This is a genomic window from Nonomuraea sp. SYSU D8015 (assembly GCF_008065375.1).
In the GTDB taxonomy this organism is placed as follows: Bacteria; Actinomycetota; Actinomycetes; order Streptosporangiales; family Streptosporangiaceae; genus Nonomuraea.
Genome location: NZ_VJYI01000011.1, coordinates 122545 through 135850 on the forward strand (window position 1 = coordinate 122545; position 13306 = coordinate 135850).

A 13306-nucleotide genomic window follows, 5' to 3' on the forward strand; every position below is an offset into this window, starting at 1 on the left:
GTCACTCTCCTTCGGGGGGTGGGGACACGGGCAACCAGACGCGCATGCGGGACGGGCCGCGATGGGCCCAGGAGTGGTAGGGGCGCAGCGGGACGTCGAACCACTCGGCGTCCCGCGCGAGGGCGGCCGCGCCGGGGCCATAGGCCCACGGCCGGTCGGCGGGGTCACGCAGCCGGGCGCGGACCCGTGCGCCGCCGGGCTCGGCCGGCGGCACGGAGCGGGCGTCGACGGCGAGGGCGTCGAGCCCGTCGGCGTCCGGCAGGTCGTGGGACTCGACGCACAGGACCTCGGGGCCGCGTTCGACGGCGACGCAGCCGCGTACGGCGTCGATGCGCGGATCCGGCCAGGTGAAGCGGGGCTCCATCGGCAGATCGAGGGTGATCACCTCGCCGGCGCGGAACGCCCCCCGGACCTCCGCCATGCCGGGCTCGACCGGCCGCGTCCGCCCGTCCTCGGTCAGCGTGGCGCCGGCGGCCCAGGCGGGGACCCGCAGGGCGAGCGTCCAGGGCTCGGACGCGTCGGCCGCGATCCGGACGCGGACGGTCCCGCTCGCCGGGTAGTCGGTCTCGACGTCCACGGCGACCCGGCGCCCGTCCGGTAGTTCGGCGCGGAGGGCGCTGGGGGCGTACTGGTGGATCCGCAGGCCGTCGTCGTCGGTCGTGGCGAGGTAACCGTTCAGGCCGGCCAGGGTGCGGGCGACGTTGGTGGGGCAGCAGGAGACGTCGAACCAGGCGGCCCTGACTCCTGCCTCGGCGCGCGGGCTCACCTCGTCCGGATCGACCGGCCTGCCCGGCGTGCGCTGGTGGAGGGGGTTGGCGTAGAAGAACGCCCGGCCGTCGGGGCTCGGGGAGGTCGCGATGACGTTGTAGAGCGTGCGCTCGATCAGGTCGGTGTAGCGGACGTCGCCCGTGGCCAGGTGGAGGCGCCAGGAGACCATGATCGAGGCGACGCCGGCGCACGTCTCGCAGTAGGCCCGGTCCGGCGGCAGCTCCCAGTCCTCGCCGAAGCCCTCGTCCTGGTGGCGCGAGCCCATGCCGCCGGTGATGTACGTGCGGCGCGCGACCGAGCGCTCCCACTGCCGCTCCACCGCGCGCAGCAGTTCGTCGTCGCCGCGCTCGACGGCGACGTCCACCGCCGCGGCGGTCAGGTAGAGGGCGCGCACGGCGTGGCCGCGCCAGACTTCGGCCTCCCTGATCGGGATGTCGTCCTGGAAGTAGGCGCGTCCCAGCGGGATGTCCTTGAGCGTCCCGTGCCCGCGGCGGTCGAGGAACAGCCGTGCCTGCTCGACGTAGCGGTCCTCCCCCACGGCGCGGCCGAACTCGGCCAGGCCGACCTCGATCTCCGGGTGCCCGCAGATTCCGGGCATGCCGTCCGGTCCGAAGGTCCGGCACACGTGGTCGGCGGCGCGCCGGGCGATGCGCACCAGCTCGTCCTCGCCGTGCGTGCGCAGCCGGGCGACCGCGGCCTGCAGCAGGTGGCCGATGTTGTAGAGCTCGTGGCCCCCCTCCAGGTCGCTGTAGCGCGGCGGCTGCTCGCCGTGCCCGTAGCAGGTGTTGAGGTAGCCGTCCGGGTCCTGCGCCCGGCCGATGCGGACGGTGAGCCGCTTGATCGCCGCCTCCGCCTCCTGATCGCCGGTACGTGCGGTCTCCCAGGCCAGGGCCTCCAGGAGCTTGTAGACCTCCGAGTCGGAGAAACACCAGCCGGGCCGGTCGGGGCCGGTGGTCCCGTCGGCGACGCGGTCGAAGTTGGCGAGCCAGCCGAGGCGCTCCATCCACTCCTCGCAGTGGGCGAGCGTCGCTGTGGCGTTCACGGCCTGCCGGCTCCCCCAGAATCCGCCGGTGATGGAGACCTGCGCGAGCCCGAGGGGGCGTACCCGGCCGTGGGACGGCAGCACGGGGCTGGTCATGTGGTGAGCCTTTCGATGAATGGTGGTCAGTCCTTCACGGCGCCCGCGGTGACCCCGGCGGCGATGTAGCGCTGCGCGAGGACGAGGAGGAAGGCCGCGGGGATGGACGCGATCACGGCGGTCGCCATGATCGAGTTCCACTGCGTGGTGTTGTTGCCGATGTAGCGGAAGATGCCGAGGGTGATCGGGATGACGTCGCTGTTGCGGTTGAGGGTCGAGGCGAAGATGAAGTCCGACCACGCCCACAGGAACGTGAAGAGCGAGACCGTGATCACCGAGTTGCGGCTCAGCGGCAGGATGATCGACCGGAACGTGCGCCACGTGCTCGCCCCGTCGATCTGCGCCGCGGCCATGAGCTCGGCCGGGATGCTCGCCATGAACGCGCGGAACAGCAGCACCCCGAAGGGCACGGCCAGCGTCGAGTCGGCCACGATGAGGCCCGCGACGGTGTTGAGCATGCCGAGCCTGATGTAGATCGCGTAGAAGCCCATGGCCATGACGACGCCGGGGATCATCTGCGCGACCAGCAGCAGGAAGTCGATCCCGCGCCCGCCGAGCGGCCGCAGCTTGGCCAGGGAGTAGCCGGCGGGCAGGGCCACGACGAGCGTGAGCGCGACCGTGCCGAGGCCGATGAACAGGCTGGTGGCCAGGGCCGGCAGCTGCTGGGTGAACGCCGCGGCGTACCCCTCGAACGTGGGGTCCCAGGGGAACCAGTGGGGCGGATCGGCCCGCATGTCACCCGTCTTGGTGAGCGAGACGTTGAACATCCAGTAGACCGGGAAGAGCATCAGCGCGACGAGGACGACGCCCAGCGCGGTCCTCCACCACGACCTGGGGGTCATGCGCGTTCCTCCTTGCGCTGCAGGTGCACGTGCAGGAGCCCGGCGGCGAAGGCGATGAGGATCAGGATGTTGCCGACGGCCGCCGCGGGTGAGAAGTCGGGCTGGCCGGTGCCGAACGCCTCGCGGTAGGACCAGATGGCGAGCGTCGCCGAGGCGTCCGCCGGGCCGCCCTTCGTCATGATCCAGATGATGTCGACGACCTTGAGCGTGTAGATCAGGCCGAGCAGCAGCGTGATCGCCGACACCGGGCGCAGCAGCGGGAAGGTGATGCGCCAGAACCGCTGCCACGCGTTCGCTCCGTCCAGGCCGGCGGCCTCGTACAGGTCGGCGGAGATGTTCTGCAGCCCGGCGTAGAGGATCACCAGGTTGAACGGGATGCCGAGCCAGATGTTGGCGATGGTCACCGACAGCAGCGAGGTGTCGGGGGACGTGAGCCAGTTGATCTGGCCGATCCCGAACGCCTGCAGGGCCGCGTTGACGATGCCGTTCTCGCTGTTGAGCATCCACGACCAGGTCGAGGCCGAGACGATCAGCGGCAGCAGCCACGGCACCAGGAACATCGCGCGCAGCACCGCGGACAGGCGGAAGTTGCGGTGGAAGAAGACCGCGAGGGCCAGCCCGAGCGCGTACTGCACGGCGATGGAGCCGAGCGTGAACACGGCCGTGTTGCGCAGCGCCCGCAGGAAGGTGTCGTCGGACAGGATGTTCCGGTAGTTCTCCCAGCCGGTGAACTCGGGGTTGCCCTGCACGAACGCGCGCGGCGTGTAGTCGTGCACGCTGAGCTCGATGTTGCGGTAGAGCGGGTAGGCGTAGAAGACGATCAGGTAGACGACGAGCGGCGCGAGGAAGGCGAAGGCCGTCCACCGCGGCGAGCGCCGCCGCGGGGGCGACGGGTGCGCCGCCCGCCGCACCGTGATCGTTCCGGTTTGCGGAGAAGTCATCGGATCAGTTGCCGGTGGCCTGCTTCGCCTGGGCCTGCGCCTCCTTGAGCGCGTCGGCGGGGCTGGCCGCGCCGCTCAGCGACTTCTGCACCGCCGTCCACATCGCCTCTGAGATCTTCGGGTACTTGGTGCCGAGGTTGTCGCTGGTGCGGCCCTTGGCGGACTGCACGGCCTCGACCCACGGCTTCAGGGTCGGCTCCTTGTCGAGGATCGCCTTCTGCCCCTCGGCGGTGGAGGGGATGTAGTAGGCGAACGTCGTGCCGGTCTCCACCAGGCCCTCGGGCGTGGTCATGCACTCGAGGATCTTCTTGGTGGCGGTGTAGCGGCTGGTGTCCTTCTGCACCGGGACCGTGATGAACTCGCCGCCCGTGGGGGTGGGGGCGACCCCGCCGTCCTTTCCGGGGATCTGGACGATGCCGGTGGGGAAGTCGGCCTTCGCGGCGCTGTTGATCTGCCAGGTGCCGTTCTCGGCGAAGGCGAACTCGCCGGTCAGGAACTCCTCCCAGGTGGTGTTCTGGGAGTTGCTGATGACCGAGTTGGGCGCGGTGCCGTCCTTGACCCACGTGGTCCACTGGCTGAGCGCCTCGACGGCCTGCGGCGAGTCGAGCTGGGTGAGCTGCGCCCCGGCGCCCCAGAACCACGGCAGGAACTGGAACGAGCCCTCCTCCGTGCCGATGGCCGAGAACGTGATCGGCTTCTTGCCCGCGGCCTTGACCTTCTTCAGCGCCGCGTTGAGCGAGGCCCAGTCCTTGATGGAGGCCGGGTCGACGCCGGCGTCGTCGAGGATCTTCTTGTTGTAGTAGAGGGCGAGGGTGTTGGCGCCGATGGGGATGCCGTAGGCCTTGCCGTCCAGTTCGCCGGCGGCGATGAGGTTCTTGTCGAACCTGGAGGTGTCCAGGCCGAAGTCGGACATCGTGGTGAGCATGCCGGCGTCCGCGAGCGTCGAGACGGCGGGGTTGTCGAGGAGGATGACGTCCGGCGCGTTGCCCTCCTGGCCGGCGAGCAGGGCCTGGTTGGTCAGCGCGGTCGTGTCGTAGGCGGTGCGCTGGATGGTGACGCCGGCCTGCTGGCCGCAGGAGTTCACCCGCTTGGCCCACGCGGAGTTCGCGTCGTGCTGCGGATAGGGGTCCCACCACGTGTACGCGCCGCCGCCGGAGGCGGTGGCGCCGGTGGTCGTGCCGCCACCCTGGGGAGCGGAGGCGCAGGCGGCGAGAGCGGACAGCGCCAGGACGGCGGTTCCGAAGACGGCCGCCCTCGTGGACATCGACGGACGGTTCATCGATTCCTCCAATGTTAGCGCTCACACGGGAGCGCGCCGGAAGGGATGGGTCGTGGCCCGCGGTCTAACGGGCGTTTCTGGGGGGTGCGGTGCTTCCGCGGGAGACCAGCTCGGGCGAGATGAAGCGCACGACGAACGGCTCGTTTCGCGCCGCGGGCGATTCCACGCGGCGGACGAGCTGGCGCACCGCCATGGATCCGAGGCGGTCGGGCGCGCTCTCGATGAACGAATAGGACAGGGAGAAGGTCGCGGCGAACTCGGCGGAGTAGCGCCCGATGACCGACAGGTCCTCGGGCACCCGCAGCCCTCGCGCGTAGGTGACGGAGGGCAGCGCCGCCGCGGCCGCCTCGTTGTTGATCAGCAGGCCGGTCGCCGCCGGGTAGGCGTCGAGCAGGCCGTTGAGCAGGCGGCCCACGGCCGGTTGCCGGGACTCGCCGTACACCGCGTGCAGGGTGACGCCCAGCTGGCGGGCGCGTTCGAGCGCGGCGTCGCGCAGCCGCCACACGTACGCGCCGCCCCGCTCGACCACGTGCTCCGGGTGCGAGATGAGGATGAGCTCGCGGTGGCCGAGGCGGTGGAGGTGGTCCACCATCACCCGTCCGGCCTCCTCGAAGTCGAGGTCGAACACGTCGAGCCCCGAGCAGTCGCCCGGCAGACCCACCAGGGCGCCCGGCTGGGGCGCCGCGCGCAGGATGGGCAGCCGCGCGTCGTCCTGCGCGATGTTCATGAGGACGACGCCGTCGACCATGCGGGAATCGGTGATGCGCCGCAGAGCCCGCGCGCCGTCGGCCTCGGTGACCAGCAGCGTGTCGTAGCCGAGGTCGCGGGCGGTGTCCGTGACGCCCAGGATGTACTGCAGCATCGCGGGCGCGAACTCGTCTTCGTGGAACTGCGCGAGCAGACCGAGGACCTTGGTCTGGGCTGTGGCGAGCGCGCGGGCGCCGGCGTTCGGCGTGTACGCGAGCGCCTCGGCGGCCGCCAGCACGCGCCGGCGGACCTCCTCCGAGATGGGCCGCTTGCCCGACAGCGCGTACGACGCCGTGCTGCGGCTCACCCCGGCCTCCCGGGCCACGTCTCCGATCGTCGCCACTCTCACCTCCGATCATTGAACCGGTTCGACAGTTGCGTTGCAGACTCCCTCGCATCGCTGACCGGATGGCGCCTTCTCCTGGGGGTTCACAGGCTTACGCCACACCGGCGTCAACGTGCGATCACCGGAGCGAGCGAACCGGTTCAACGATGTGGCTCGACTGTTTCTCCACCAGATGGCAGGCGTCAAGAGCGGACATCGGCGGCGATACCGAATCGTGACACGTAGGAAACACCAAAGATCGGCCCATTGACGTGCGGGACGCGGCTACGTAACCTACGCGAAACCCTCAGTTGCGTTGCTGATCGACTCCCTCAGGTTTGTTAGCGCTCACATTCAGAGGGACATGTGATGACATCTCCGAGCATCACCAAGGCCATGCGCGCCGGGCTCCTCCCGGCCGCCCTCACCATCGCGTTAACCACGGGTGTCGCGGACGCGGCCAGCGCCGATCCGCCCGCTCCCGTGCTCGTCTACGAGTTCGACGCCGACGACGTCACCACCGGATCCGTCACCGACTCCTCCGGCAACGGGCTGCACGGGACGCTGGTCAACGGCTCCACCGCGGCGTTGGTCGAGGGAGCCGGAGGAGGTCACGCGCTCAGCCTGCCCGGCGGGGCTCCCACCTCCAACGGCGCGTACGTGCGGCTTCCACTGGCCGCGATCAAGGACAAGACCGACCTGACCGTGTCGGCGCGGGTGAAGTGGGACGGCACCACCGCCCCCTGGCAGTGGATCTACGCGCTCGGCAAGGACACCAACCGCTACCTGTTCTCCACGCCGTACAACGGCGACGGCCTGCTGCGCACGGCGATCACCACCTCGGGCGGCGGCGGCGAGGCCAAGGTCACCGGGTACGCCCCGCTGCCGGCCGACGCCTGGAAGACGCTGACGGTCACCCTCGACACGGCCGCCAAGCGCGTGACCACCTACCTCGACGGCGCCGCCGTCGCCTCGGCCGCCACGAACGTGACGGCCGCGCAGCTGATCGACGCCGCCACGACGTCCGCCGGGTTCATCGGGCGCTCGTTCTACCAGGACCCGCTGTTCGACGGCGCGATCGACGACTTCCGCGTCTACGGGGCCGCGCTGACGGCCGAGCAGGTGGCAGCCCTCGCCGGCGGTCAGACGCCGGCGGCGACGGGCCTGACGCAGGACACGTTCGCGGTGCGGACGACCATCGGCACCGCGCCGCCCCTGCCGGCCGCGGTCCGCGCCACGTTCTCCGACGGCTACGACCGCGACCTGCCCATCACCTGGTCGCCCGTGAAACCCGAGGACTACGCCAAGGCCGGGACCTTCACCGCGACCGGCACGGCCGGCGGCAAGCCGGTCACGGCGAACGTCACCGTGGTCCGCGAGGGCCAGCTCGTCATCGACCTGGCCAAGGACACCGGCGCCTTCCACGGCGGCGCGTCCGGCACGCTGTACGGGCTGTACGGGCCGGGGGTGCCGACGAACAACCTGATCGAGGGCATGCGCCTGCGCACGGTCTCGACCAAGGCCCAGGACGGCCCGCAGCACCCGGGCGCCGACGCCCTGGAAGTGGTCAAGCCGCTCGCCGACAGCACGAACGGCGACGTGTACATCTACATGACCGACATCCACCGCGGCTTCCCGTACCAGTGGCCGGGCAGCACGCCGCAGGAGAAGATGGACCTGTACAAGGAGAAGATCGCCAAGCAGGTCGACCAGGTTCTCCAGCTTGACCCGAAATATCAGGACAACATCGTCTTCGTGCCGTTCAACGAGCCCGAGGGCAACATGTTCGGCACCGGTGAGTGGAGCTACAACCGCAAGAGCTGGCTCAACGACCCGACGGACTACTTCAAGGCGTGGGACGAGGTCCACGCGCTCATCAAGGGCAAGATGCCCGACGCCCGGATCGCCGGCCCCAACACCAGCGTGCTCTACTCCCAGGTGAAGGGCTTCCTGCAGCACACTGTCCAGGCCGGCACCGTGCCCGAGGTGATGACCTGGCACGAGCTCAGCCACCCCGAGCAGGTGCGGCAGAGCGTCAAGCGCTACCGCGACATGGAGGCCGAGGTCTTCGCCGGCACGAAGTACGCCGGGAAGAAGCTGCCGATCAACGTCAACGAGTACGCCTTCAACTACCACACCTCGGTGCCCGGCCAGATGATCCAGTGGGTGTCGGCCATCGAGGAGTCGAAGGTCGACGCCGACATCGCGTACTGGAACATCGACGGCAACCTCTCCGACTCCGCCGTGCAGGCGAACCGCGCCAACGGCCAGTGGTGGCTGCTCAACGCCTACGGCAGCATGAGCGGGCACACCGTGCAGGTCACGCCGCCGTTCCCGGGGCAGAACTACACCCTGCAGGGCGTCGCCACGCTCGACCCGGCCAAGAAGCAGGCCCGCGCGATCTTCGGCGGCGCGAGCAGCGCCGGGCACATCCGCTTCGAGAACGTCCCCGCCGGCGTCTTCGGCGCCGGCGTGCACGCCTGGATCCGCGAGATCCCATGGACGGGGCAGATCGGCGACTCGGCGCAGCCGGAGATCATCGCCGAGCGTGACGTCAAGGTCGAGGACGGCACCGTGGTGTTCGACTTCGGCAGCGGCGACCTGCCGCGACTGAAGGAGTCGTCGGCGTACGAGATCGTGCTCAGCCCCGCGGGCACGGGCACGGTGACGGCGCCCGCGCCCAAGCTGTGGGAGCAGTCGTACGAGGCCGAGGACGCCAAGTACACCGGCGGCGGCTACAGCCGCAACGGCCCCGAGGGCTCGCCCTCGGACGTGTCGAAGTTCTACACCTCCGGCCGCTTCAACGTCGGCGGGCTGCGGACCGGCTCCGACGGGGTGCTCGACTTCACCGTCGAGGTCCCGCAGGACGGCCGCTACGACCTGAGCGTCTTCGCCAACTCGCTCAACACCTTCGACCGGGTGCGCGAGCAGGGGCCCACCAACGTCTTCCTCCGCGTGGACGGCGCCGCCGAGCAGGAGCTGTTCCTGCCGCTCGGCTACAAGTGGGTCGTGTGGGACCACGCCGACACCACCGTGGAGCTCAAGGCGGGCAAGCACGTGATCTCCCTGGCCGCGCGGAGCCTCGACGGCACGAAGGCGACCAAGGGCGATGCGATCGTGGACCGGATCCGGCTGTCGCTGGCGAACCCGGCGGCGGCGACCTCGATCTACGAGGCCGAGCTGGCCGACCTGGGCGGGGCCCGCATCGCCTACGACGTCAAGGGCGAGGGCGTCGGCGGCTCGGGCGCCGTGGCGGCCGGTCGCGGGAAGTCGGCGACGTTCTGGGTCTACTCCGCCCGGGACGCCGCGGCCACCCTCGACCTGAAGATGCTCCGCGGCAAGGCGGCGGTGGCCGTCAACGGCATCCAGGTGATGGACGACGCCCGGCGCGGCGCCGCCACGAGGACGGTGTCGCTGTCCGGCGGCATCAACAAGGTCACGGTAACCGCCAGGACGGGCGCCAGCCTTATCGACCGTCTGGAGGTGCGCGCGGCCGCCGACGCGCTGCCGGGCACCGCGTACGAGGCGGAGTCCGCCCAGCTCGCGGGGACGGCGAAGGCGTCGCAGCTCACCCTGGCCAGCGGCAAGTCCGCGGTCACCGGGGTCGGCGGCACGCCGGGCAACGCCAACACGCTCACCTTCGCGGTGCAGGCGGACAAGCCGGGCACGTACGCCATGCGTGTCCGCTACTCCAACCCGGAGCAGTCGCCCGCGACGCACTACAACCCGGATCCGCTCGCCCGGCACGCCGACATCTCGGTGAACGGCGCCGCCCCGCAGCGCGTCCTGTTCCCGCACTCCTTCCACGAGAACAACTTCTGGGAGCTCACGGTCCCGGTGGAGCTGAAGGAGGGTGCGAACACGGTGCGGTTCTCCGCCGAGGAGCTGCCGAACTTCGACGGCAAGACGTACGCGTCGGAGACCTTCCCCGGGGTGCTGCTGCGCTCGCAGTACGCCCCGAACATCGACAAGATCACGGTCGCTCCCTACAGCGGCTGACCAGGTGACCGAGCCCGCCCGTGCACCGGAGACCCCGGGGCACGGGCGGGCTCGTCATGGCCGGCGGGCGGCGGGTCAGGAGCTCCGGCCCTCCAGCCCCGCGACCGCGATCGTGCCCGAGGTGGCGCGGAGGCCGAAGCCGTGGCGGTAGCCCGCGCGGGCCTGCGGGGTGGCGAGCGTGTCGCCGATGCCGGCCGTGCGCAGCCGCCGCCACGCGCCGTCCGCGTGGGCGTAGGAGGTGATGGTGTCGCCGGACAGCACCAGCGCGAACCGGTCGCCCGGCTTCAGGGTCAGCGCGGCGTCGCCCGGCGTGTCCAGGAACCGGCCGCCGACCCGCACGTTGATGCCGGACTGTTGGCGCGTGTGGTTGTACCAGGCGGTCACGTAGTTGTCCTTGTCCTTGACCCAGCCGACGAACACGCTGTCCTCCGGGCTGCCGGTCCCGGCGAACGACCCGGCCGTCACCATGCTCATCGCCTCGGCCGACGACGGCCCGGCCGGTCCGGTGACCAGACCGAAGTACGGCTGGGCACCGCTGCCGGCGAACCGGCCGCCGCCGACCGCGATCGCCGGCGCGGCCTCGCCGTCGAAGGGCCGGTGCACGGTGTAGCCCGCCGAGGTGTCCGTGGCGAACGTGTCCCGGACCTCGGCCTTCGGGTAGGCGACCGGGTCGGGCGCCACCTCCACCTGCGCGTACGCGCTCACCGCCCGCGCCGCCCGGTCGTAGGTCGCCAGGGCCCGCACCGGGTACATGCCGGCGCGCAACGTGGTCCCGGGCGGCGGCGACACCCGCCAGCGGACCGTGAACTCGCCGCCGGGCCGCACGACGGGCGTCTCCGCGCGCCCGACCGGCTCGGCGGACCAGCCCGGCAGCACGGCCAGCGCCGTCTTGACCCGGGTGGCGGGCTTGCCGCCGCGGTTGGCGAATGTCGTGGCCACGGTCGCGGGCGCGCCGGGCCGGGCGTGCTCGGTGACGACCGCGTCCAGCCGCGTGTCGCCGGCGGTGGGCGACCAGGCCTGCAGCTCGGTGACGCCGACGTACGCGCCCGGCGGGTTGGCGAAGACCAGCCGGATCCGGGTCGTCGTCAGCTCCGGGAAGGTGATCCGGTTGAGCTCCGCTCCCGCCGGCCGCTCCGGCGTGAGCACCTGACCCGGCACCTCGCGCCAGGCCGCGCCGTCCCAGAACTCCAGCCGGTACGACGCCGGCGCCCGCACCCCGCCACCGTCGTCGTAGGCGTGGAACCGTACGTCGCTCACCCGGGTCGGCACCCCGAAGTCCACGCCGAGATGGTCCTCGGGGTTCGGGGAGCGGTAGTTGGTCCACCGGCTGTGCGGGATGTCGTCGTAGAAGATCCGCCCGTCCACGGCGTCCCACACGTCGTCGAAGCCGTTGGTGTACGAGGCGAACGGCCTGGGATGGCCGGTGCCATGGGGGTTCGCGGCGTCGTTGACGAGCCGCTCGCGGCGGTCCGGGGCGACGGCGGCCGGCACGCGGGCGGTCAGCTCGCCGAGCCCGGGCCGCACGGCGGCGAGCCTGCCGTTCACGTAGAGGCGCAGGCCCTTGCCCTGGCCGTACCTGGTGCCGTCGCGGTCCCACAGGACGGTCACGTTGTGACCGTGGTAGGGCACGTTCTCCAGCGCGAAGTGATCCCATTCGGCAGGTGCCAGCGGGTTCACCACGACCTTTCCGTCCGCCCGCGGGCGCAGCCCGATCAAGCCGCTGATCACCAGGTCGTTGAAGGTGGAGTGGTTGTAGTGCTCGCTGTGCCCGGGGCCGTCGTAGATCCAGCGCGGCTCGTCCGGGTGGTGCGCCTCGGCCACGTACGGGCGGCCGTTCTTGTACTGGGTCAGCGCGTAGCCGCGCAGGATTTGGTAGTAGTCGGCGGCCGTGACCACGTCCTGGTCGCGGTCGTTGAGCAGGTTGGCCAGCGCGGTGAGCGTGGTCGAGGTGGAGTACGGCCAGCTCGGGCCGTTCCAGCGGCAGCAGCCGACGAACGCCTCACGCATGAAGAACGGGCTGCGCCGCTCGGCGGTCGCCGGCCCGTACGGCGCGGCGAACCCCTGCGGGTCCAGCAGCTGTGCCCACGCCCGCTCGGTGCCGGGCTCGGCCATGCCGAACGCCCACGGCGCGAACCCGATCTGCTCCCGGGTCGACACGAGCTTGCGCTGCGGGTCCAGGTCGGCGCGGGCCTTGTGGTAGAAGAACGAGCGCTCCGGGTCCCACAGGTGGCGGTGCAGCGCGTCGCGCAGCGACTCCGCCCGCTTCTCGAACGTCCTCGCCAGAGCCTGGTCGCCGCGCATCCTGGCGATGGCGGCGATCGCCTTGGCATCGCCGTACTGGTAGGCGTTCAGCGTCGGGCGGTAACCGGCGCCGCCGTGGTAGGGGTCGGCGGGGTCGGTCTCGTACGAGGAGGCGGTGTACTCCATCGCGTCCCACACCGGGACCGACCAGTAGAGGCCGAGCTCCTTGTCGTACTGGCCGCCCCATTTGTCGTACTGGCGGACGAGGTCGGGCAGCAGGCCCTCGACGAAGGACGCCTCGCCGGTGACCAGATAGCGCTGGTAGGCGGCGTCGGCCGCCCACCAGGCGTACTGGTGCGCCCAGTCGTCGGTGTCCTCATTGACGTAGTCCTCCTTCGGCTTGGGGCCGGCGCCGGGTCCCTGCAGCCAGTAGGCGAGGTAGTCGTCGATCGGGCGGCGGTCGCGCAGCCAGCGGCCCTCGTACACGTGGTGGCCGGCGGCGGCCACGATGCCGCCGAGCGGCGCGGCGTACCCCGGGGCGTGGTGGAACTCGGTGATGACGTGGCCGGTGGCGGAGTCGGTGTAGCGGATGTGCCGTTTGAAGGTGCTCCAGCGGTAGTAGTAGACGTCCTGGATCTCCCGGTCGGGCACCTCCAGGAAGGGGATGTTGGCCTCGTACCACTCGGGCTCGGCGAGGCCCGACAGCAACGCGCGATGGTCGAGGAACGCGGTGCCCCTGCCGACCTCCGGGTACGCCGGAGGCGGCGCCTTGGGGGTGGCGGAGGCGGGGCCGGGGATCAGGGCGGTGGGCGCGACCAGCGTCGCGAGCAGGGCGAGCGCAGCAGCCGTGCGTCTCATGGTCACCTCAAGCTGGCTCCGGGGGGTGACGGGAATCAGTCAGATCCGGTCGCAAGGGCGATCGAATCTGACTGATTGTGTTTAACTATTGGCCATTCGCGAGCGAAAGACAAGATCCTTCGAGGTGACCACTGACCGATCTCGATCCTTCGCCTCGGGATCACCAAC

At 70.9% G+C, this 13306-nt stretch carries 7 protein-coding genes; 1 reads left to right on the top strand and 6 read right to left on the bottom strand.

What is annotated here, in order from left to right; genetic code table 11:
• Position 1 precedes the first annotated feature (1 nt).
• The 5 genes from ID574_RS36870 to ID574_RS36890 all read right to left on the bottom strand — a co-directional run bounded on the left by ID574_RS36870 (position 2) and on the right by ID574_RS36890 (position 6058).
• The gene (locus ID574_RS36870) at positions 2-1906 is read right to left on the bottom strand and encodes a glycoside hydrolase family 127 protein (protein ID WP_188193639.1); all 1905 of its coding nucleotides are present in this window, start codon (positions 1904-1906) and stop codon (positions 2-4) included.
• 26 nt (positions 1907-1932) lie between these two features.
• Positions 1933-2748, bottom strand: coding sequence for a carbohydrate ABC transporter permease (locus ID574_RS36875; RefSeq protein WP_188193640.1), 816 nt, complete (start codon positions 2746-2748; stop codon positions 1933-1935).
• Positions 2745-3689, bottom strand: a complete 945-nt coding sequence (locus ID574_RS36880) for a carbohydrate ABC transporter permease (RefSeq protein ID WP_188193641.1) — start codon at positions 3687-3689, stop codon at positions 2745-2747. The genes ID574_RS36875 and ID574_RS36880 overlap by 4 nt, the downstream gene beginning before the upstream one ends.
• A 4-nt stretch (positions 3690-3693) precedes the next feature.
• Positions 3694-4968, bottom strand: a complete 1275-nt coding sequence (locus ID574_RS36885) for a sugar ABC transporter substrate-binding protein (RefSeq protein ID WP_223167458.1) — start codon at positions 4966-4968, stop codon at positions 3694-3696.
• 64 nt (positions 4969-5032) lie between these two features.
• Positions 5033-6058 carry a LacI family DNA-binding transcriptional regulator gene (locus ID574_RS36890; RefSeq protein ID WP_188193642.1) on the bottom strand — a complete coding sequence of 342 codons (1026 nt, stop codon included), beginning with the start codon at positions 6056-6058 and terminating at the stop codon, positions 5033-5035.
• A 351-nt stretch (positions 6059-6409) separates the two neighbouring features.
• Here ID574_RS36890 and ID574_RS36895 point away from each other — a divergent pair, with 351 nt between their 5' ends.
• Complete coding sequence (locus ID574_RS36895) at positions 6410-10039, top strand: LamG-like jellyroll fold domain-containing protein (RefSeq protein ID WP_223167459.1); 3630 nt, start codon at positions 6410-6412, stop codon at positions 10037-10039.
• A gap of 75 nt (positions 10040-10114) precedes the next feature.
• On the opposite strand, the gene ID574_RS36900 is transcribed toward ID574_RS36895, so the two are convergent.
• Positions 10115-13138: an MGH1-like glycoside hydrolase domain-containing protein gene (locus ID574_RS36900; protein ID WP_188193643.1), complete on the bottom strand. Its 3024-nt coding sequence runs from the start codon at positions 13136-13138 to the stop codon at positions 10115-10117.
• Positions 13139-13306 lie beyond the last annotated feature (168 nt).

Coding starts and splice junctions, on each gene's coding strand:
- ID574_RS36870 (WP_188193639.1), bottom strand. CDS start 1,906: ATGACCAGCCCCGTGCTGCCGTCCCACGGCCGGGTACGCCCCCTCGGG.
- ID574_RS36885 (WP_223167458.1), bottom strand. CDS start 4,968: ATGAACCGTCCGTCGATGTCCACGAGGGCGGCCGTCTTCGGAACCGCC.
- ID574_RS36895 (WP_223167459.1), top strand. CDS start 6,410: ATGACATCTCCGAGCATCACCAAGGCCATGCGCGCCGGGCTCCTCCCG.
- ID574_RS36875 (WP_188193640.1), bottom strand. CDS start 2,748: ATGACCCCCAGGTCGTGGTGGAGGACCGCGCTGGGCGTCGTCCTCGTC.
- ID574_RS36900 (WP_188193643.1), bottom strand. CDS start 13,138: ATGAGACGCACGGCTGCTGCGCTCGCCCTGCTCGCGACGCTGGTCGCG.
- ID574_RS36880 (WP_188193641.1), bottom strand. CDS start 3,689: ATGACTTCTCCGCAAACCGGAACGATCACGGTGCGGCGGGCGGCGCAC.